This is a genomic window from Massilia aquatica (genome assembly GCF_011682045.1).
Taxonomy (GTDB): Bacteria; Pseudomonadota; Gammaproteobacteria; order Burkholderiales; family Burkholderiaceae_D; genus Telluria_A; species Telluria_A aquatica.
The window spans coordinates 637,468-657,789 of sequence record NZ_VVIW01000002.1 but is presented as its reverse complement, the minus strand read 5'-3'; the positions used below and the strand labels follow the sequence as shown (position 1 = coordinate 657,789).

The window sequence follows — 20,322 nt, the reverse complement described above, 5'->3', positions numbered from 1 at the left end:
AGTGAAACCGCATGCCAGCCTGCCAGCTCGACCACATCACCGTCACCGCCCCCACCCTCGCCCAGGGCGCCGCCTGGATCGAGAACAAGCTCGGCGTTGCCGCCGCGCCAGGCGGCAAGCATCCCGCCATGGGCACCCATAACCTGCTGCTGCGTTTGGGCGAGGCCCTGTTTTTGGAAATCATCGCGATCGACCCCGATGCGCCGCCGCCTGGCCGGGCGCGCTGGTTTGCGCTCGATACGCTTGGCGCGGACGCGCAGCCGGCGCTGTCGGCCTGGGTTGCGCGTACCGGCGACATTGCGCTCGCCGCCGAAGCGGCCGGGCCGCTCGCCGCGCTCGGCGCCATCACGCCCATGGGTCGCGGAGCGCGCAACTGGCTGATCACGATTCCTGGCGATGGCAGCCTGCCGTTGGGCGGGGTCGGCCCGGCGCTGATCGAATGGGAGGCGGGCCCGCACCCGGCGGCGGGCATGGCCGATCTTGGCCTGTCGCTGGCCAGGCTGGAGCTGTTTCATCCGGAACCGCAGCGCGTGGGCGCGCTGCTCGACGCGATCGGCCTGCACGCGCCGGTCACGGTGGTGCAAATCGATGCCGGCGCGCGGCCTTATCTGCGCGCCCATATCGACACCCCAGCCGGCCCACGCATTCTGTGACACGTCAACCAGGAACCTATCCGATGAAATTACTGAACATCGCCGTCGCCATCGGCGCCGCACTGGGCTGCTCGACGGCCTTTGCCGCCAAGGTCACCGAACTCAGACCGACCGAGGTCGACGCCTTCCTGTCGCGGCCCGGCTACGTGGTCGTGCAATTGACCTCGCCCGACCGCGGCTGCAAATACTGCATCGGCGCCGACAAGACCTTCGACCAGGCAGCGGCCGAATCGACCGCCCCCGACACCGTGTTCGTGCGCGTGCAGTGGCCGGTCTGGCACCAGCCGCCCAATCTGGGGACCCGTCTGGACGCCGGCGGCGTACCGCGCCAGGTCGTGTTCAAGGACGGCAAGGAACAGCGCCACGCGGGCGGGCGGCCCGACAGCGCGGGCGCGCTGCTGGCCAATATCGAGAAAATCCGCAATCTGCCGCCCGCGCCGGGCAAGGATGTGACCCAGGATGCCGGCGCGGAGCCGCCGGCGCCGGCGCCGCGGACACCCTTGACGGCCGCCCAGCAGGACGTGCTGCGCCTGTACACGCGCAAGGACTTGCTGAAAGAGCTGGTAGCGGCATGCGGCAAGGTCACGCCCCCGAAAGCGGTCGCCTACCAGGACGCACTGCAAACCTGGACGGTGGCGCATGCAGCCGCGCTCAATGAAGCGGCCATGCTGAAACTGTCGCGCAGCAGCCGCGCGCAGGCGGCCGAAGAAACCGCGCTGACGCAACGCGACATGCGCGATGTCGAAGCATGGATGGCGAAAGACCTGAACATCACCCGGACCAAGGGGCCGGACGCGCACAGCTGCGGTGCGCTGGCAGCCTATCTGGAAGCGGGCAAGCCTTGATCCTGGTGGCCGTGCGCGCGGTGCGTCATCGCGTGCGCCGCCTCGCGCAGCAACTGGGCGGCACGCTGCGCGTCGCGTGGGTAGCCCAGCGCGCCTTCCTGCACATACATGGCCATTTGCTGCAGCGCTTCCGGGTGCTGCAGTTCAGCAGCCGCTTCCAGCCAGCGCCGCGAAGCCGCCAGGTCCGCCGCACAGCCCTCCCCCGCCGCCAGCATGGTCGATGCGGTAAACATGGCCGGCGCATGGCCGCGCAAGGCACTCGATTCGATCAGCGCGAACGCGCGCCGCGGCTCGCGCGCAACGCCAATGCCGTTGCGGACCATGCGGCCCAGGTCATACGCGGCTTGCGGGTCCTGCGCGCCCGCCGGCTGCGCGTGCGCCACGCCGCAGCAAAGCAGCGCCGCCAGCAACACCGAGGTTGAAACCGGCATCATTTCGACAGATCGACCGCGTACAGCGCAAAGCCCTTGCCCAGGCCATCATCGGCGCGCACTTGCGACACGTTGGCAAGGCCGGCCTGCTGCGCCAGCGGCAACAGGCCCGGCGCCGAATGGAACACCACCGGACCGGCGGTGCGCACCCTGGCAAAGCGCCAGCTGCGCTGCTGGCCATGCTGCGCGCGGGTCAGATTCCTGACCTCCTTGATGTACCCGATCAGCACATCGCGGTTGGCGTCCGGCGCCGCCACGGCGGTCTTGCTGCCGTCCAGGCCCGGAAAACCGCCGCCGCCGCTGGCGCGGTAGTTATTCGTCGCCACCAAAAACTCGTTCGAGGCGTTGACCGCCTTGTCGCGGAAACGCAGGTTCTTGATGCGCTGGCCCGGTACCTTGGTCACGTCGATCTCGTAGCTGACGTCCTTCGACGTCATCGCGTCGAAGTTATAGGTCGGAAAAGCCGTGTTGACCAGTTCCTGCGGCGTGGTCAAGTCGGGATCGATGGTATTGAAGCGCCCGGCCGCGTGCTCCAGCCATGCTTTGAGCTCGCCGCCGTTGACCTTGACCGCGTACAGCGAATTCGGATACAGGTACAGGTCGGCCGCATTGTTCAGCGCCAGGCTGCCGGCCTTGACGTCGGTGTAATCGGTCACGCCAGCGGTACCGCCCTTGAACGGCGACGCCATCGACAGCACCGGCAAGGCCGCGTACTGCGGCAGGTTGGCCTTGACGTATCTGGACACATAATCGGTCTGCGCTGCGTTGACCACCGCAATCGCGCTCACGTCACCCACATCGGCAAAATAGCTCGACATGCGAAAGTCGGTCGCGCCCACCGGCGTCTTGACGTAGCGGATGGTCGCCTCGTGCTCGGCCGCGACCAGCGCCGCAATCGCCGGATCGGGCGCGATGAACGATTTGTCGGCCTGCTGCGCGGCGCGCGCTTCCACCGTGGTGCGGCTAGCGTCGACCACCCAGCGCTGGCCGTCGTACGACAGGTGCAGGCCGATCACGCCGAGGTGCTTGCCCCACAGGTTGGCCATCACGGTCGGCACGCCGTTGACCAGGCCCTTGACCTTGTCCACGCCCGGCAGGTTGAATTGCGGGACGGTGCTGGCCGCGTTCGGGAACGGCAGGTGCGAGTGCCCGATCAACATGGCGTCGATGCCCGGCACCTTGGACAGGTGCCAGTTCCCGTTTTCCATCGACGGCTCGTAGGTACTGTCGTCCAAACCGCCGTGCGAAATGGCCACCACCAGGTCGGCGCCCTGCGCGCGCATCTCGGGAATGAATTTCGACGCGGTCTCGCGCAGGCCTTCGGTGTAGACCTTCCCTTCCAGCCACCGCTTGTCCCACGACAGAATGGTCGGCGGCGCAAAGCCGATGATGCCGACCTTGAGCGTCACGCTCACCGGCTTGCCGTCGGCGTCTTGCGCCGTGATCTGCTTGTCGATGATGCGGTACGGTGCAAACAGCGGCTGGCGCGTCTTGAGGCTGTAGACGTTGGCCAGCACCTGCGGGAACGACGGCCCGGCGCAGCGCGCCCTGGAAGCATCGACGCCATCGACCTCGAAGCGGTTGCCGGTCACCTGGCTCAGATACGCGAGGCCGTAATTGAATTCGTGGTTGCCGATCCCGCCCCCGTCGTAAGCGAGCTTGTTCATCACCTTGTAGATGGCCAGCGTCTGCTCGCACTTGAGCGGATTGGCCAGCGCCTGGTAGTCGGCCAGCGCCGTACCCTGGATGGTGTCGCCGTTATCGAACAGCAGATTGTTCGGGAACTGCTGGCGCGCCTGCGCGATCAGCGAGGCGGTGCGGTCCAGGCCCAGCGAAGGCTCGGGCGAGAGCTTGAAGTAATCGTATCCGAGCACGTTCGAATGCAGGTCGGTCGTTTCCATCACGCCGACAACGGCGGTGGCGCCTTTCGGCGGGGTGGCGGCAGCGGCGACGGCGCAGAACACCAGGGGCAAAACGGGAATGCAAATTTGATAACGCATAGGGGCGCTTTCCGGCGAGTGGCGGGGGGAGATTCGCGCCATCATACGCAGCGGCGCGACACCGATCAAGCCGGGTACGCGGCGATGGCCGTGATTGTGGCGCGCTGGGGTATAATCGAAGGTTCGATTTAACCAATTCATAAGACCGGAAACGCCATGGAAGCCGAACGCATTAACGCCCTCTCCGCCCTGCTCAACGACCTGACGGATCGTGAAGCCGAACTTCGGAGGTATCTTTGACTTCGATAAAAAGTCAGAGAAGCTCGAACAAGTCAACGAAGAACTAGAAGATCCGACCGTCTGGAACGATCCGAAACGCGCCCAGGCGCTCGGTAAAGAGAAAAAAGAACTCGAAGGCGTCGTCCATACCCTGATCAAGGCGGACGCCGACCTCAAAGACGCGAACGACCTGTTTGCCATGGCGCGCGAAGAAGGCGACGACGACACGCTCGAAGCGGTCATCGTCGACACCGACGCCATCAAGGCCGTGGTCGAAGCCATGGAGTTCCGCCGCATGTTCGGCAACCCGATGGACGCCAACAACTGCTTCATCGACATCCAGGCCGGCGCCGGCGGCACCGAAGCCCAGGACTGGGCCTCGATGCTGCTGCGCCAGTACCTGCGCTATTGCGAACGCAAAGGCTTCAAGGTCGACATCCTGGAACAGTCCGACGGCGAGGTGGCCGGCATCAAGACCGCCACCCTGAAAGTGGAAGGCGAATACGCCTACGGCCATCTGCGCACCGAAACCGGCGTGCACCGCCTGGTACGCAAGTCGCCGTTCGACTCGGCCAACGGCCGCCACACGTCGTTTACCAGCCTGTTCGTGTACCCGGAAGTCGATGACTCGATCGAGATCGACGTCAACCCGGCCGACATTCGCGTCGATACCTATCGCGCGTCCGGCGCCGGTGGCCAGCACATTAACAAAACCGACTCCGCGGTGCGCATGACGCACGGCCCGACCGGCATCGTCGTCCAGTGCCAGAACGACCGCAGCCAGCACCGCAACCGCGCCGAAGCGATGGAAATGCTCAAGGCGAAGCTGTACGAGCATGAACTGCGCAAGCGCATGAGCGAACAGCAAAAGCTCGAAGATTCGAAGACCGACGTAGGCTGGGGCCATCAGATCCGTTCCTACGTGCTCGATCAGTCGCGCATCAAGGATTTGCGCACCAACTTCGAAACCGGGAATACCAAGGGCGTTCTCGATGGCGACCTGGACGACTTCATTTCGGCCTCACTCAAGCAAGGCGTATAAGCCATGGCAGCGACCCGACGCGCATTCATCTTCGACATGGACGGCACCATCGTCGACAACATGTCCTTTCACACCGAGTCCTGGATCGCGTTTTTCCAGCGGCGCGGCAAGGACATCGACGCCGACGAATTTTTCCGCACCACGGCTGGCCGCCAGGGCAAGGAAATCATCCGTGCCGAGATGGGCGAACACCTCAATGACGACGAGGTGCGGGTCCTGAACGACGAAAAGGAACTGGTCTACCGCGAACTGTACGAACCGCACCGCAAAACGGTGACCGGCTTCGACGAACTGATCGCGCTGGCCAAGGCCCACAACGTGGCGCTGGCCGTGGCCACCGCCGCGCCCAACGCCAACATCACCTTCACGCTCGATGGCCTGGACCTGCGCCGCCACTTCGACACCGTGGTCGGCGCCGCCGATGTTGCACGCGGCAAGCCCAATCCCGACGTGTTCCTGCTGGCGGCCCAGCGCTGCGGCGTCGCCCCCGAGCACTGCATCGTGTTCGAAGACGCGCCACTGGGCGTGGAAGCGGCGCGCCGCGCCGGCATGCGCGCCGTGGTGCTCACCACCACCCTGCCCGCCGACGCCTTTGCCGAATTCGACAACGTCATCCACGTCGCCAGCGATTTTTCGGAACTGACGATCAACGAACTGTTTTCCTCCTGATTTACACCTGCATCAATCACTAATAACGATACCTACCATGACTACGGACACCCAAGACCAGGCACCCGCCCCGGCAGATGAAAACAAACTGATCGCCGAACGCCGCGCCAAGCTGGCCACGCTGCGCGAAGGCGGCATCGCCTTTCCTAACGATTTCCGTCCACAGCACAAGGCGGCGCAACTGGTCGAAGAGTACGCATCGAAGACCCGTGAAGAACTCGAAGCGACCGAGGTGCCCGTGGTCCTGGCCGGGCGCATGATGCTCAAGCGCGAAGCCGGCAAAAAAGCCGTCTTCGCCACCCTGCAGGATTCGTCCGGTCCGCGCGCCGACGGCCGCATCCAGATCTACGTCACGCTCGACAAAACCGGCGAAGCCGCCATGGAAGCGCTGAGCCACTACGACCTGGGCGACATTCTCGGCATCGAAGGCACGCTGTTCAAGACCAAGACCGACGAACTGACGGTCAAGGTCTCAAGCCTGCGCCTGATCACCAAGTCGCTGCGTCCTCTGCCAGACAAATTCCATGGCCTGTCGGACCAGGAAACCAAGTATCGCCAGCGCTACGTGGACCTGATCACCAATGACCAGGCGCGCCGCACCTTCAAGGCCCGCACCGCCGCCATGTCGTCGATCCGCCGCTTCATGGAAAAGAACGACTTCATGGAAGTCGAAACGCCGATGCTGCATGCGATTCCCGGTGGCGCCGCCGCCAAGCCGTTCGTCACCCACCACAATGCGCTCGACATGGAAATGTTCCTGCGCATCGCGCCGGAGCTGTACCTGAAGCGCCTGGTGGTCGGCGGCTTTGATCGCGTGTTCGAAGTGAACCGCAACTTCCGCAACGAAGGCGTCTCGCCGCGTCACAATCCAGAATTCACGATGATGGAATTCTACGCGGCCTACACCGATTACCAGTGGATCATGGACTTCACCGAAGCGGTGATCCGCCAGGCCGCCATTGATGCCCACGGCACCGCCGAACTGACCTACGGCGGCAAGCCGCTCGACCTGTCCAAGCCGTTCCGCCGCATGACCATCGTCGGCGCGATCAACGCCTACGCGCCGCACTACACCGCGGAGCAGCTGCAGGATGCGGAATTCATCAAGGCCGAACTGCTCAAATTCGGCGTCAAGCCGTTTTCGACGGCCGGCCTGGGCGCGCTGCAACTGGCGCTGTTCGAAGAAACCGCCGAAGCGCAGCTGTGGGAGCCGACCTTCATCGTCGACTACCCGGCCGAAGTGTCGCCACTGGCGCGCGCGTCGGACACGGTGGCCGGCATCACCGAGCGCTTCGAGCTGTTCATCGTCGGGCGCGAGCTGGCCAACGGTTTCTCGGAACTGAACGACTCCGAAGACCAGGCCGCGCGCTTCCTGGCGCAGGTCGAAGCGAAGGATGCGGGCGATGACGAGGCCATGTTCTACGACGCCGACTACATCCGCGCGCTCGAATACGGCATGCCGCCGGCCGGCGGCTGCGGCATCGGCATCGATCGCCTGATCATGCTGATCACCGATTCGCCGAACATCCGGGACGTGATCCTCTTCCCGCACTTGCGCCGCGAAGACTAATTAAAAAGGCGGGCGCGATGCCCGCCTTTTTTATTCGGCCCGGGTTGCCATCACAAGGTCCTGGAATACACAAGCGTGCGGGATTCTACATCGTCGAGGGTTGGCTTGGCCGCGTCGAGAGGAATCACCTGCAATGTCGCATGAAGGTAGACATTCACGGTACGATCATTAAACTCGACAATGATAATGGGCTTTCCGACAAACGGTTTCTTGGCGTAGACACGCTCAGGATGGGCATAAGGAATAGTCCGACCAGTAATTTCCTTGTTGAGGTCAATGACGTGGCTCAGTTCGGTGCCGTCGCGTGAGCGCCACTGCATGTCGATCGGCCCTGCGAAGGTGTCATATGTACCGTATAGGGCACCCGGCGTGCGCGTGGCATCCGCAGGTTTCTTTTCAGGTGCGGCAGCGTCTTTATCATCATACAATTTGTGCGGGGCACCGCCGTATGTCAGCCTGACGTTACTGACTCCGCCGAAACAAAGCAGGCCCAGGTCGTGACTTGAGTAGGCCAGCACGTTGTTGTTATTGTTCGTGGCCGCACATCCTTGTAACAGTAAAAATCCGGCAAATAGCGGTACCAGCGTCTTTTTCGCTAACAAAGCGTATATAGTCAATTCATTCTCCTCGTGTTTCGGGCGTATCGCCCCTTTCCGTACATAGATCGCTGAACTGGCCTGATGGGTTCCGGTGAGACCTGCATTGTATTGGTCGACCTTTTACTACAATGATACTCCGAGAGCTTCCGGCCTCGCCTGGCGACTTGCTGCGCCCGCGTTGACGGCCTGCCGTATCCGGTCAATGAACAGTGCGGCTGCGCGCATCGAGATCCGACACGAGCCAGCGGCGATAAACAGCAAAGGCTTCTGCTCACCCAGGAGCATGATGCCGCAGCCGGCACAATTCGTCAGCAAAGACCTGCGATAGGCGCGGATGCCGCCGAGCCGGCCTGCCAGGGCCCCGAATGGCAGCACCAGGATCACGGTGGGGAGGCTGAACAAGGCAGCGAACATGCCGATCTCGAACAAGGAAAAGACTTCATGGACCAGCAGCAACGTCAACACCGGCAGGATCAATCCGAAGCTGCCCCACATCAATGCCTGCTAAAAACGGAAGCGCAGATGAACGGTCATGAACCCGGACCCGCGCCGCTGCCGAAATCAAAGACGATATAGTCGCCATCCTCTCCTACGCCGCGTCCCGTCTCCGCAAAGCCGCAGGCGCGATAGAAAGCAGCCGCGCCATGGTTGCGGCACAGGCATTTGAGCGAATATTTCTGCAGCGGCCATCCGGGAAGCGCAGCCAGCAATGCCCGCCCTACCCCATCCGGTGGCGGCCGCGATCGACATACAGATGGTGGATGAAATGGTCCGCATCCCATATCGACACGAAGCCGGCGATAGCCCCCCGGGCATCCTCTGCCACCAGCATGGTTTCACCCCGGGTCTGCTGTTCCAAGTCTGCCAGGTGGAAAGTATCTCCGGCCATCCAGGTATATGTCTGGCGACGCGATGCCAGGAACAACTCTTGCAACACGGCCAAGTCCGTCGCCGCGGCCACGCGGACACTAATCTGCATACAGAGCCTTCCTACGTAAAATCATATTCGCTTCAGCTTGGCAGTCTTGCCAGCACATCGACGCTAAAGCGCTAGTGTTTCAGCTGCCGTCGACCGGCGCATCCAGCCACAAGTGAGCGCCAACCAAGCCTTCCGGCTGCTTGGTTTGCGGCGTCGAGATGAAATGGATCCAGTCGCGACTGACAATGTGCTGCCCGTTCCAGTTCCCCTGCTGCAGAATCAGCGTTCCGATACGGCTCCAGTCTCTGGCCGACGCCGGCATGAAGCTTCCCCCACCAGGTTGCCGGCGGGCCTGCCCGCGTCAGTCCGCCTGTACCCACCATACCCCACCGTTCGAGCAAACATTCTATCGAACGCCCCACCTTATCGGTACACTCCTTGGTTCCATTGCAATATTACAAACAAGCGAGGAACCCCCATGTCTGCCAGCACCTTCGTCCCTTACAACGACAACCTGGAACAAAAGCAGGAAAACGAGGACGAGATCATCGACAGCGTCGTCGCCTCGATGATGCGCGTCAATACCCGCGTCTTCGACAAACACCGCCACGCCAAGCGCGATGCGCACGCCAAGTGCCACGGCGTGCTGACCGGCCACGTGACCGTCTACGGCAACCTGCCTGCGCACCTGGCCCAGGGCGTGTTTGCCCGCCCCGCCACCTACCCGGTCGTGATCCGCCTGTCCACCGCGCCCGGCGACATCCACAGCGACAAGCTGCCGTCCCCGCGCGGCATGGCGATCAAGATGCTCGGCGTCGACGGCCCGCAGTTCCTGCCCAACCGCCAGGACGCCAAAACCCAGGACCTGCTGCTGGTGAACCACCCGGTGATCGCCTTCGGCCACGCCGCCGCCTACCTCAAGACCCAGAAGCTGCTCGAAAAACACGCGGACGACCCTGACATGGTGCGCCGCATCGTCGCCGCCCTGGCGCGCGGCGGCAGCAAGGCCCTGCACGCACTCGGCATCGACAACCCGGTGGTCGACACGCTCGGCGCGCCGAACAACCATATCCTGGGCGAGACCTTCTTCAGCATGGCCGCCGTGCGCTACGGCGATTACGTGGCCAAGCTGTGCGCCGCGCCCCTGTCCGATAATGTGCGCGCCCTCACCGGCCAGCCGCTTGGCGACGATGCCGACGACTCGGCCCTGCGCAACCTGGTGGTCGACTTCTTCAACGGCCAGGGCGCCGAGTACGAACTGCGCGCGCAGCTCCTGACCGATATCGACAAAATGCCGGTCGAAGACGCCTCCATCGAGTGGCCGCAGGAAGACTCGCCCTACCAGCCGGTCGCCAAGCTCACCATTCCGGCGCAGCAGGCGTTCAGCCCGGCGCGCCGCGTGTTCGCGGACGACGTGTTGTCGTTCAACCCGTGGCACTGCATCGAAGCGCACCGCCCGATGGGCTCCATCATGCGCGCCCGCATCAAGGCCTATGAAGCCTCGTCCAGGTTCCGCCACGAGATGAATGCGCAGCCGCGCATCGAGATCGACGACATCGGCCAGGTACCAGATTAAGCAGTCCCGTAGTCCGTAGTCAGCAATCAGTATCACCATTCTTATCAAGACCCAAGGAGCAATCATGAGCGACACCACCCCACAAAACAAATCCTCTACCGACCTCGCGGACATCAAGCGCAAAGTCCAGGAGGTCCTGGGAGACGCCCCCGACCTGCTCAAACTCGCGCTCGAGAACATGCTGCGCGAGCAGGACCCCAACACCGAAGGCCACGCCGGTTCCGCCGGCCGCATCGGCCGCCAGTCCGGCAAGATCTCCGAACTGACCGCCATGGCCGACCTCAAGCCGGGCGGCGCCGACCGCCTGCGCCGCATCTTCAAACTGGTCAACGGTAACTTCAACGGCGCGCAAAAGGTCTCGACCCTGCACGACATGCGCTTCGTCTTCTTCGAAAACGATACCAAGATCCTGTTCGCCACCACCTACGACGGCGACTGGGACACCTACATCGAAGACTTCGCGACCAAGATCCCCGACCTGATGGACCTGCTGTTTTCGTCGGTCGAAGGCTGGCCCGGCATCACCGATCCGGGTGTCAAGGACTTCATCGCCGGCAAGCAGATCACCGCCGACGGCTGGTACGTCGCCAATCCGAACCTGTCGGTGGTCGAAACGCGCCGCCTGCAAAAACAGAACGACGCGCTCCAGGAATTCCTGGACAAGATTGCTTGAGGTTCCCATGACGATCATCGACACACTCAAGAACCTGGTCCATTCCTCGCCAAAGCTGGAACTGGACGACATCCAGGCCACCATCCTGTTCAAGCGTCCCGACCCGTACTACGGCACCCACGTGCTGCTGAAAATTGACGACGCCGCCGGCGGCCGTGCGCTGCTCGCGCGCCTGGCGCCGCACGTGCGCAGCGCCGCCGATGCGCGCACCAACACGACAGCCTGGATCGCCGTAGCCCTGAGCCACGCCGGCCTGGTGGCGCTGGACATCCCCGAAGACTCGCTGGCCAGTTTTCCGGCCGCCTTCCGCGCCGGCATGGCGGCGCGCGCCGACCGCCTGCAAGACACCGGCGCGAGCGCGCCGGCCAACTGGGAAGCGCCGTACGGCAGCGGCGACGTGCACGTGACGGTGTCGATCTTTGCGCCGGACGAAGCGTCGTGGAAGCACGCGCTCGACACGGCCAAAAAGGAATTCGAGAACGTCCAGGGCGTCACCCTGCTCGGCATGCACGACTTCGGCGCGCAGCCGGACAGCCTCAATCCCTTCGGCTACCGCGACAACATCAGCAACCCGGCCATCGACGGCGGCATCGAAGACCTGCTGCCGGGCCAGGGCGACGCCATCAAGGCGGGCGAACTGATTCTCGGCTATCCGGGCGAGTCGGGCGTGCCGCTGGCGATGCCGCAGCCCGACGCCTTGGGCCGCAACGGCACCTTTGTGGTGATCCGCAAGTACCAGGCCGACGCCGCCGCCTTCAACCGTTTTTTGCGCGACAACGCCGACGACGAAGCCGGCCAGGAACTGCTGGCGGCCAAGCTGGTGGGCCGCTGGCGCAGCGGCGCACCACTCACGCTGGCGCCCGAAAAGGACGATGCGGCGCTCGGCGCGGACCCGAAGCGCAACAACGACTTCACCTACAAGGACGACCAGGCCGGCCTGCAGGCGCCGCACGGTTGCCACATGCGCCGCATGAACCCGCGCGACAGCAAGCTGGCGGTGCTGACCGACGTAAACATCCACCGCATCATCCGCCGCAGCACCACCTTCGGTGCGCCGTGGCGCCCAGATCTGCTGGAAGACGACGGCCAGGAACGCGGCCTGTTCTTCATCGGGATCAGCGCCAAGGCGCCGGAAACGGTGGAGTTCATGCAGGCCGAGTGGGTCGATCACGGTAACTTCATGGACCTGGGCAAGGAGCGCGATCCGATCCTCGGCCAGCAGGACGAGGACAGCACCTTCACCATCCAGAAACGCCCGGTGCGCCAGCGCATCCACGGCATCCAGACCTTCTGCACGGTGCGTGGCGGGGAATACCTGTTCATGCCAAGCCTGACGGCGCTGCGCTGGCTGGCTGGCGAAGGGCGCGATCCGGCCTGATCGCCGCCAGACGCTTTTATCCGGGGCGGCGAGGCCGCTCGCCGCCCCGGCCCGCCGGGCCAGTGCGGCAGTCGGCGCAGGGCGCGCCGCATCCGGGCCGGAAGTCAAATGTCAAAGTGTAACTTATGCTCAATTAGCAACATCCTATCCCGCCTCCTCTGGCCACTGGTATATTGCCTATCTTGATAATTTTGTAATTCAACGAAGGCAAATCCATGAACAAATTCACTACAAGCGTGGTGATGGCCGCCGCGCTGGCGTCGCCGCTATTGGCCCACGCGCAGGTTCGCGCCGAGGGTAGCCTGACCAATTTTTCGTACACCCTGATCGACTTGTTGCCGGACGATGGCATTGCGCCGTCGCTCACCATCGTCCAGCCATCGGGTTATGCCGGGGGCAGCGCGGCCTACGGCAGTGCCAGCCAGAATGCCACCTTCGAGCCATGGTTTATCGACAGCCGTAACCAATCCACGACGCCGTATAACCGCGACCTTGCCGTCAACATCGGCACGCGTGCCGGCACGGCAAGCGGGAGCGTGACAGGCGCCGATTTCCATTCCTTGCAATTTCATACTGCGGCATCGACCACCAGCATCGCCGCGGCAAGCAGGGCGGCGCATGGGAGCGCCGGTTCCACCATCACCGAGTTCGTCCTCTCGCCGGGTACGCAGGTGTCGTTTTTCGCGGATCTGAACGCCAGCACCTCGACCATGCTGCCAGCAGGCAATGTACTTCAGGAATATGTACGAACCTACGCGTCGTTTTCCTTAAACGCCGATGCGAAAGACGGGTGGAATGGATATACATCGAATTTCATCGAGGTCGTCGCAACGAACGGCACATGGCCCAACAGTCCTCCGGCGACGGCATCGACCAGTGAGCGCGTCTCGCTTACGCTCGGCAACAACTCGGTGTTTTCATCCAATCTGAAGCTAAGCATTTCCTTGAACTCGACTGTGAACGTGCATGACGCCAGCCCGGTGCCGCCAAGCCCGGTACCTGAGCCGGCCACCACGGCCATGCTGCTTGCCGGACTGACCCTGGTCGCTGGTGCGGCCCGTCGCCGCCGCAAAGTCCAGGACCAATGAACGATTGCCGGACGGTGCCGCACGTAGCGGGTCGGCCCGATGGATGCGCCTGCGCGGGTATCGCGCAGGCGCGCCGCATCCCGTTTAAAACACGCTCATTTTTCATCCAGGACTGATCATGAAGACAATGTTTACCACGCTGGTAGTGGCCGCCACGCTCGCCGCTCCGCTGTGCGCCAGCGCGCAAGTCAGTGCAAGCGGCACCTTCACCAATTTTTCGTACACGCTGGTCGATTTGCTGCCAAACGACGGCATCGCGCCATCGCTCTCCATTGTCAAGCCGCGCTATCCAAACCCGCTTAGCTCGGTGGCGCGGGCCGACATCAACCAGAGCGGAGCACGCACCACGCGCGACATCAGCGACGACAAAAGCGGCGCGCTGTACAGCCGCCCGCTCGATGCCAGCCTGTCGGTCCGCCAGGGTGCCGTGACCTCGACCATCAGCGGAGGCAATTTCCAGAGCCTGAACTTCGACACCGCCGCGTCAACCACGGGCAGTGCCGGCTACGAGCGCTCGGCGTTCGCGTCGAGCTCCGTGCTGATCGAAGAATTCGTCCTCTCGCCCGGCACGCAGATCAGCTTCTTCGCCGACGCCAGTGGCAGCGTGGCGACCTCGCTGCCACGTACCAATCGCCTCAATGAAGATGCCAGTGTCGGGGCCACCATGAGCTTCGCCGGTTTCCTGCCCGACTGGTATCCCGATGCGAGCGCGACGTTCAACTTGACAGCGCCGAGGTGGAGCAGTGACCCGAACCTGCCGTTCTCGCAGTCGGCAAGCCAGCGCTTGTCGATCATGTTCCAGAACACGGAGTCGAGTGCGGTGAACATGAAGCTGTCGATCAGCATGTTCGCCAAAGCCGCATCGCGCGATACGGCGCCATCGGCCAGTCCGGTGCCGGAGCCATCGACCTATGGGATGCTGATCGGTGGCCTGGCGCTGGTGGCAGGTGCGGCGCGCCGCAAGCGGGCCGCCAACGCTTAGCGGCATGGGGCCCTTGGCGCCGCGCGACGACCGGCGCAAGCACCCTATTCAGGCATCTTTGCAAACCCCACCGCCAGCCGGTTCCACCCGTTGATGGTCGAAATGAGCAAGGTCAAATCGACCATCTCTTCCGCGCTGAACGCCTGCGCCAGTGCCGCGTAACTCTCGTCTGTCTCCGGCTGCTGCGCCAGGCGCGTCATGGTCTCGGTCCAGGCCAGCGCGGCCCGCTCGCGCGCGGTGAAGAACGGCGTCTCGCGCCATACAGACACCGCATGCAGGCGCCGCGCGGTTTCCCCGCCCTTGGCCGCATCGGTCGCGTGCATGTCCACACAAAACGCACAGCCGTTGATCTGCGAACTGCGCAGGCGTACCAGTTCGGCCAGCGGCTTGTCGATGCTCGACGTGGCGATATACTGCTCCAGCGCCGTCCAGGCTTTCACGGCTTTCGGCGAGGCGGTCATAAAATTGATACGTTCCATGTTTTGATTCCTTGATTGTTGAAGTTGATTGCTTGGCCTTACAATCATTAGACGGCCCAGCCGCGCCGTTTGTGACAGCCTTCCGAAAAAAGAATGAACGACACCTTCACCACCCAGTTTCACCAGGTCCGGCCACGCCTGTTCGGCATTGCCTACCGCATGCTCGGCTCGCGCGCCGACGCCGACGACGCCGTGCAGGATGCCTGGCTGCGCTGGAACGCGAACGACACGCGCGACACGCTCGTCAGCAGCGACGCCTGGCTGGTCACCGTCGTCACGCGCCTGTGCATCGACCGCCTGCGCAGCGCGCTGCTTGAGCGCGAAGCCTACCCCGGCCCATGGCTGGCCGAACCGATCGTCACGCGCGCGGCCGACCTGCCCGAGTCGCGCCTCGAACTGGCCGGCGACATCTCGATGGCCTTCATGCTCATGCTCGAGCGCCTCGGCCCCGAAGAACGCGCGGTGTTCCTGCTGCACGAGGTATTCGACTGCGACTACGCCGACATCGCCAGTGCCGTCGGCAAGACCGAAGCGGCCTGCCGCCAGCTGCTGCACCGCGCGCGCGAACGGGTGCGCGCCGACAAGCCGCGCTTTGCGGTCAGCGACGCTACCCACCTGGAGCTGTTGGGACGCTTCGTGACGGCCGCGCACAGCGGCGAGCGCGCGCAGCTGGCGCAGCTCTTCGCGCGGGATGCGACCTTTCGCGCCGACGGCGGCGGCAAGGTCTCGGCCACCATCAACGTGGTGCGCGGAGCCGACAAGATCGCCCGCTTCTTTGAGGGCATGGCGCGCAAGTATGGCGCGGCCACCACCTTCGAACACGCGATCATCAATGGCGAAGCCGGCCTGCTGCGTCTTGTGGAAGGCAGGCTCGATTCGACCATGTCGTTCGATATCGACGGTGGCAGGATCGTCGCAATCTACCTGGTGCGCAATCCCGACAAACTGCTGCGCGCCTCGTGACCAGCGACGCCGCTACGACAAAACCCAGACACTGGCGCCCGGCATCGTGGTCGTTCTCCAGGGCCGCAGCGTGCCGTCCTCGGCGCGGCCACCCTGGTCTACGACGACATGAGCTGCCTCGTGCTCAGCGCCGAAACGCGCTGCGACGGCACCGTGGTCGAGGCTCGTGTGGGTACGGCCGATTCGCGGCCGCAACCACATGCAAAGCGACGCACCCATGACAGGCACCACCTTCATCATCACCTTCACCACCCGGCCCGAAGCGGCATCCGACTTTCGCTCGATGCGCGGCACCGTCAAGCGCGGGCTGCCAGCCGTCGCCGGCTGTCGCGGCGTGAGCGTCTTTTGCGCCAGCGACGATCCGGCCGTGTTTACGCTGGTCGAGCAATGGGACAGCGAGCAGGCGCACCAGGCGCATATCGCCAACCTGACCGCCTCCGGTGGCTGGGACGCGATTGCCGCGTGCCTGCGAGAGCCACCGGCGGGCCGCTACGCCTGCCAGCTCTGAGCATTCTTTAGCAAACTGCCCCCGTTGCCGCGACAGAAACGTTAAAATGCAGGCATGCATTTCAATCAACGCCGCCAAGCGTGTGCCACGCTTTCCATCATCCTGTTCGGGAGCCTGGCGTTGCCGATGACGGTGCGCGCCGGCGACCCGGCCGTGGTGACCGTCAGCGGCAAAAAGGAAGCGGTCGTCAAAAAGCTGGACAAGACCGTGTATGACGTCTCGAACATGGCGCGGGCGGCAAACGGTAGCGCCCAGGACGTTTTGCAGTCGACCCCCGAGGTATCGGTCACGGGCGACGGGCAGATTGCGGTCAAGGGCAATACCCAGGTCACGGTCCTGGTCAATGGCAAGCCGACGGCGATGATGGCGGGCGACGAGCGGGCGGTGGCGCTGCAGACCATGAGCGGCACCGACATCGCCAGCATCGAAGTGATCACCAATCCCTCGGCCGCCTACAACGCCAATGGCGGCGCGATCGTCAACATCGTCTTGAAGCGCAACCGCAAGGCTGGCGCGCATGCGCAGATGCGCGCCAGCGCCGCCGACCACGGCCTGTGGAATGCCGGCGCGTCCGGCGACATCACCCGAAAAGACCTGAGCGTGCATGGCAACCTGGCCTACCGCCGCGACGGCACGCAAAAATTTCGCCAGTCGGCAGTCGAGTGGCATAATCCCCTCGGCGGCGAAACCGGATCGACCCTGCAAACGTCGGAGATATTCGTGCGCCGCAAAGTACAAAGCGCGGGCGTGGAGCTCGATTACGCCCTCGGCGACAGCGACAGCCTCACTCTCTCGGCGAAATACAACGAGCGCGGCTCGCTCCCGCTGCTCGACACGCTCAATGTGACGCGCGACGCTGGCGGCCAGGCGATCTTTCATCGCATCTCCTACGGTCCCAACGAACAGGCCGACAACAGCGCCAGCCTCGCTTACAGCCATCAGGACAGCGGCAACGCGCTCAAGGCCACGCTCGGACGCAGCACGACGACAGGACTGATCGACAAGTCGTACAGCGACGTCTTCGTCGCACCGCTGCGCGCCACCGGCTACAGCCGCGGCGCCACCAGGTCGGCGCGCCACCTCAACCAGGCTACGCTCGACTGGACCCGCGCGTCCGCTGACGGCCAGTGGGGCATGGGCATCGATCTCCAGGACGAGGTTAACCAACTCGATAACTACCAGGCGTTTGTCGATCGTTCCACCGGCCTCGAGACGCCCGATCCCGCCACCACCAACGGCTATGACGTGGCGACGGCGCTGAGCGCCATCTATCTCACCAACCAGATCAACCATGGCCAGTGGGAAGCACTGCTCGGCGGACGGCTTGAACGCATGGCGCTTCGGGTCAGCCCGGCGCAGGGGCGCATGCAACGCAGCCATTGGCAGGCGTTTAATCCCAGTCTTCACCTGAAATATGCCGCCAGCGACAAAACCGATTACACGCTGAGCTATCGGCGCAGCCTGCAGAGACCCGATCCGCGTGATCTCAATCCCTTCATCACCTACGTCGATGCGCAAAACCTCAGTCGCGGCAATCCCGGCCTCAAACCGCAGCGCCTGAATTCATGGGAAATCGGCGCCAACACGGAACGTGCGAAAGTGAGCGCCAGCGCCACCGCTTTTTACCGCACCAGCGGCGACACCGTGGCCGATGCGCGCAGTTTTGCCGACAAGGTGCTGGTGACCTCAAAACAGAATGGCGGACAGGCGCGCTCGCTTGGCGTGACCGCCTCGCTCGACTGGACGCTTGATGCGGCGCTGCGCTTTGGCGTCGACGGCGGTGCGTACCGGGTGGTGCTGTCGACGCCCGATCTGTACGGCCAGGTGCGCCAGGCGGATGTGGCGCTCTACATGAACATGCGGGCGGACTACAGCGCCGCTGCGGACAAGCTCTCGCTCGACGCGCACGTCCAGTCGGGATCCATCACACCGCTCGGGCGCCATGGATCGACCAGCAATGTGAACCTGAGCTGGAAGCGCCAGTTGAGCAAGACGCTCACCTTCACCGTCAACGCCAGCGATATCTTCGACGGCAGCAAGCGCACCTACCGCACCGACGCGAGCACCTTCCGCCAGGCCGGATTCGACCATTTCGTGGCGCGCCGCATCTACGTGGGCTTCGTGAAAAAGCTCGAGTGACGTGGGCGATCCGGAATCGGTGCGCGCCGGGCGGCGCGCACCATGGGGCCTTAGGTAATGACCCGATAGCACGGGGTGTACGCCTTGCCCGGCAACTTCATCCGGCTTTGCGCGACAAAGGACGCCAGCAGCGCATCCATCGGCCCCATGATGGCGGCGTCGCCATGGATTTCGAAGTGGCCGAATTTTTCGATCGCCCGAATGCCCTCGTCCTTGACGTTGCCCGCCACCACACCTGAAAACGCGCGCCGCAGGTTGGCCGCCAGCAGGTGCTTTTCCTGGTTCTTGTGCAGGGTCAGGTTGCGCATGTTCTCGTGGGTCGGCCGGAACGGACGCTGGAATTCCTCGTCGATCTTGAGCAGCCAGTTGAAATAATAGGCATCGCTGCGCGATTTGCGGAATTCGCGTACCTGGCGGATGCCCAGCTGCATCTCCTTGGCCACCATTTCCGGGTCGTCGATGATGATCTTGTAGCGCTTCTGCGCTTCCTCGCCCAGGGTATCGGCGATGAACTGGTTAATCTGGATGAAGTAGTCGCGCGCCGTTTCGGGACCCGTGAAAATGAGCGGATACGGCATGTCGGCGTTATCCGGATGGAGCAGGATGCCGAGGATGTACAGGATCTCTTCGGCGGTACCGGCGCCGCCCGGGAACACAATGATCCCGTGCCCGGTGCGCACGAACGCTTCGAGGCGCTTTTCGATGTCCGGCATGATCACCAGGTCGTTGACGATCGGGTTGGGCGACTCGGCCGCGATAATGCCCGGCTCCGAAATGCCCAAGTAGCGCCCGCCCGCCAGGCGCTGCTTGGCGTGCCCGATGGTGGCACCCTTCATCGGCCCTTTCATCGCGCCCGGGCCGCAGCCGGTGCAGATGTCGAGGTCGCGCAATCCCATCTGGTAGCCGACTTCCTTGGAGTAGTTGTATTCGATCCGGTTGATCGAGTGCCCGCCCCAGCACACCACCAGGTTCGGATTGCGCTGCGGCTGCAGCACATTGGCGTTGCGCAGGATGTGAAACACCGAATCGGTGATGCCTTCCGTGCGCGACATGTCGAACTTGGGATTATCGGTCACTTCACTGCTGATGAAAACGATATCACGCAGCACCGCGAACAGGTGTTCGTGAATCCCCTTGATCATTTTGCCGTCGACGAAAGCGATCGCCGGGGCGCCCTTGATCTCCAGCTTGATGCCGCGCTCGCGCTGTACGATGCTGATTTCAAACGATTTATAGCGTTCCAGTAGTTCTTTTCCATCGTCGATGGTGCTGCCGCAGTTCAGGACTGCGAGCGCGCAGTTGCGGAAGATTTGATACAGGCCACCCTGGCTGGTGTCGAGCAGTTTGACGACTTCGGCTTTCGACAGCACTTCGAGCTGGCCTTCCGGCGAAATCAGGGTATCGACAACGTCATGTTCCATAGTACAAATCCTTTTCGAATCGGTGTAACAAACAAGCCTGCAATGCCAATATACGACAACTCGCCGCTCTTGGGGGACACAACTGCCGTTGGGCTTGCGCGGCCTCCTTTGATGTCGTAATTAGCACATCCGGCAAAAATTCGCTGAGCATAGAAGATTTACATTAAA

The 20,322-nt window shown here is 63.4% G+C and carries 20 protein-coding genes and 1 pseudogene; 13 read left to right on the top strand and 8 right to left on the bottom strand.

Features of this window, described 5'->3' with window-relative positions; all coding sequences use genetic code 11:
• The first annotated feature begins 11 nt into the window (after positions 1-11).
• Both F1609_RS05970 and F1609_RS05965 read left to right on the top strand, forming a co-directional pair.
• Positions 12-653, top strand: coding sequence for a VOC family protein (locus F1609_RS05970; RefSeq protein ID WP_167075555.1), 642 nt, complete (start codon positions 12-14; stop codon positions 651-653).
• 23 nt (positions 654-676) lie between these two features.
• Positions 677-1,498: a thioredoxin family protein gene (locus F1609_RS05965; RefSeq protein ID WP_167075554.1), complete on the top strand. Its 822-nt coding sequence runs from the start codon at positions 677-679 to the stop codon at positions 1,496-1,498.
• Here the strand turns inward: F1609_RS05965 and F1609_RS05960 are convergent.
• Both F1609_RS05960 and F1609_RS05955 read right to left on the bottom strand, forming a co-directional pair.
• The gene (locus tag F1609_RS05960; protein WP_167075553.1) at positions 1,474-1,932 is read right to left on the bottom strand and encodes a tetratricopeptide repeat protein; all 459 of its coding nucleotides are present in this window, start codon (positions 1,930-1,932) and stop codon (positions 1,474-1,476) included. The genes F1609_RS05965 and F1609_RS05960 overlap by 25 nt on opposite strands.
• Positions 1,929-3,929: a bifunctional 2',3'-cyclic-nucleotide 2'-phosphodiesterase/3'-nucleotidase gene (locus tag F1609_RS05955; RefSeq protein ID WP_167075552.1), complete on the bottom strand. Its 2,001-nt coding sequence runs from the start codon at positions 3,927-3,929 to the stop codon at positions 1,929-1,931. The genes F1609_RS05960 and F1609_RS05955 overlap by 4 nt, the downstream gene beginning before the upstream one ends.
• Positions 3,930-4,085: 156 nt before the next feature.
• Between F1609_RS05955 and prfB the strand changes: the two genes are divergently transcribed.
• The 3 genes from prfB (at position 4,086) to lysS (ending at position 7,429) form a co-directional block, all read left to right on the top strand.
• Positions 4,086-5,190 (top strand): peptide chain release factor 2 gene (gene prfB, locus F1609_RS05950; protein ID WP_166882357.1). Its coding sequence is split into 2 segments (ribosomal slippage): positions 4,086-4,166 and positions 4,168-5,190, totalling 1,104 coding nucleotides; the frame shifts between segments, so codons are not numbered across the junction.
• A gap of 3 nt (positions 5,191-5,193) precedes the next feature.
• Complete coding sequence (locus F1609_RS05945; protein WP_167075551.1) at positions 5,194-5,859, top strand: HAD family hydrolase; 666 nt, start codon at positions 5,194-5,196, stop codon at positions 5,857-5,859.
• Positions 5,860-5,896: 37 nt separating this feature from the next.
• Positions 5,897-7,429 (top strand): lysine--tRNA ligase, encoded by a 1,533-nt coding sequence (gene lysS, locus F1609_RS05940; protein WP_167075550.1) that lies wholly within the window; start codon positions 5,897-5,899, stop codon positions 7,427-7,429.
• Between the two features lie 50 nt (positions 7,430-7,479).
• Here lysS and F1609_RS05935 read toward each other — a convergent pair whose 3' ends face one another.
• The 4 genes and pseudogenes from F1609_RS05935 to F1609_RS05920 form a co-directional block, all read right to left on the bottom strand.
• Positions 7,480-8,046, bottom strand: coding sequence for a hypothetical protein (locus tag F1609_RS05935; RefSeq protein ID WP_167075549.1), 567 nt, complete (start codon positions 8,044-8,046; stop codon positions 7,480-7,482).
• Positions 8,047-8,151: 105 nt separating this feature from the next.
• Positions 8,152-8,523, bottom strand: coding sequence for a hypothetical protein (locus F1609_RS05930; RefSeq protein WP_167075548.1), 372 nt, complete (start codon positions 8,521-8,523; stop codon positions 8,152-8,154).
• A gap of 35 nt (positions 8,524-8,558) precedes the next feature.
• Positions 8,559-9,007 (bottom strand): annotated as a pseudogene (locus F1609_RS05925) (GNAT family N-acetyltransferase).
• Positions 9,008-9,086: 79 nt separating this feature from the next.
• Positions 9,087-9,269 (bottom strand): hypothetical protein, encoded by a 183-nt coding sequence (locus tag F1609_RS05920; RefSeq protein ID WP_167075547.1) that lies wholly within the window; start codon positions 9,267-9,269, stop codon positions 9,087-9,089.
• 156 nt (positions 9,270-9,425) lie between these two features.
• Here F1609_RS05920 and F1609_RS05915 point away from each other — a divergent pair, with 156 nt between their 5' ends.
• The 5 genes from F1609_RS05915 (at position 9,426) to F1609_RS34460 (ending at position 14,644) form a co-directional block, all read left to right on the top strand.
• Positions 9,426-10,523: a catalase family protein gene (locus F1609_RS05915; protein ID WP_167075546.1), complete on the top strand. Its 1,098-nt coding sequence runs from the start codon at positions 9,426-9,428 to the stop codon at positions 10,521-10,523.
• 64 nt (positions 10,524-10,587) lie between these two features.
• On the top strand, positions 10,588-11,196 hold the full coding sequence (locus tag F1609_RS05910; protein ID WP_167075545.1) for a hypothetical protein: 609 nt from the start codon (positions 10,588-10,590) through the stop codon (positions 11,194-11,196).
• 7 nt (positions 11,197-11,203) lie between these two features.
• Positions 11,204-12,574 (top strand): Dyp-type peroxidase, encoded by a 1,371-nt coding sequence (locus F1609_RS05905; RefSeq protein WP_167075544.1) that lies wholly within the window; start codon positions 11,204-11,206, stop codon positions 12,572-12,574.
• 215 nt (positions 12,575-12,789) lie between these two features.
• Positions 12,790-13,662, top strand: coding sequence for a PEP-CTERM sorting domain-containing protein (locus F1609_RS34465; protein WP_229421663.1), 873 nt, complete (start codon positions 12,790-12,792; stop codon positions 13,660-13,662).
• A gap of 118 nt (positions 13,663-13,780) precedes the next feature.
• Positions 13,781-14,644: a PEP-CTERM sorting domain-containing protein gene (locus F1609_RS34460; protein WP_229421662.1), complete on the top strand. Its 864-nt coding sequence runs from the start codon at positions 13,781-13,783 to the stop codon at positions 14,642-14,644.
• A 44-nt stretch (positions 14,645-14,688) separates the two neighbouring features.
• Here the strand turns inward: F1609_RS34460 and F1609_RS05890 are convergent, their stop codons facing one another.
• The gene (locus F1609_RS05890) at positions 14,689-15,123 is read right to left on the bottom strand and encodes a carboxymuconolactone decarboxylase family protein (protein WP_167075543.1); all 435 of its coding nucleotides are present in this window, start codon (positions 15,121-15,123) and stop codon (positions 14,689-14,691) included.
• A gap of 93 nt (positions 15,124-15,216) precedes the next feature.
• On the opposite strand from F1609_RS05890, the gene sigJ reads away from it, so the two are divergent.
• The 3 genes from sigJ (at position 15,217) to F1609_RS05875 (ending at position 18,733) form a co-directional block, all read left to right on the top strand.
• The gene (gene sigJ, locus F1609_RS05885) at positions 15,217-16,086 is read left to right on the top strand and encodes an RNA polymerase sigma factor SigJ (protein WP_167075542.1); all 870 of its coding nucleotides are present in this window, start codon (positions 15,217-15,219) and stop codon (positions 16,084-16,086) included.
• 217 nt (positions 16,087-16,303) lie between these two features.
• The gene (locus tag F1609_RS05880) at positions 16,304-16,594 is read left to right on the top strand and encodes a putative quinol monooxygenase (RefSeq protein WP_167075541.1); all 291 of its coding nucleotides are present in this window, start codon (positions 16,304-16,306) and stop codon (positions 16,592-16,594) included.
• Positions 16,595-16,648: 54 nt separating this feature from the next.
• The gene (locus tag F1609_RS05875) at positions 16,649-18,733 is read left to right on the top strand and encodes a TonB-dependent receptor (protein WP_167075540.1); all 2,085 of its coding nucleotides are present in this window, start codon (positions 16,649-16,651) and stop codon (positions 18,731-18,733) included.
• A gap of 50 nt (positions 18,734-18,783) precedes the next feature.
• On the opposite strand, the gene ppnN is transcribed toward F1609_RS05875, so the two are convergent.
• Positions 18,784-20,154 (bottom strand): nucleotide 5'-monophosphate nucleosidase PpnN, encoded by a 1,371-nt coding sequence (gene ppnN / locus F1609_RS05870; RefSeq protein WP_167075539.1) that lies wholly within the window; start codon positions 20,152-20,154, stop codon positions 18,784-18,786.
• Positions 20,155-20,322 lie beyond the last annotated feature (168 nt).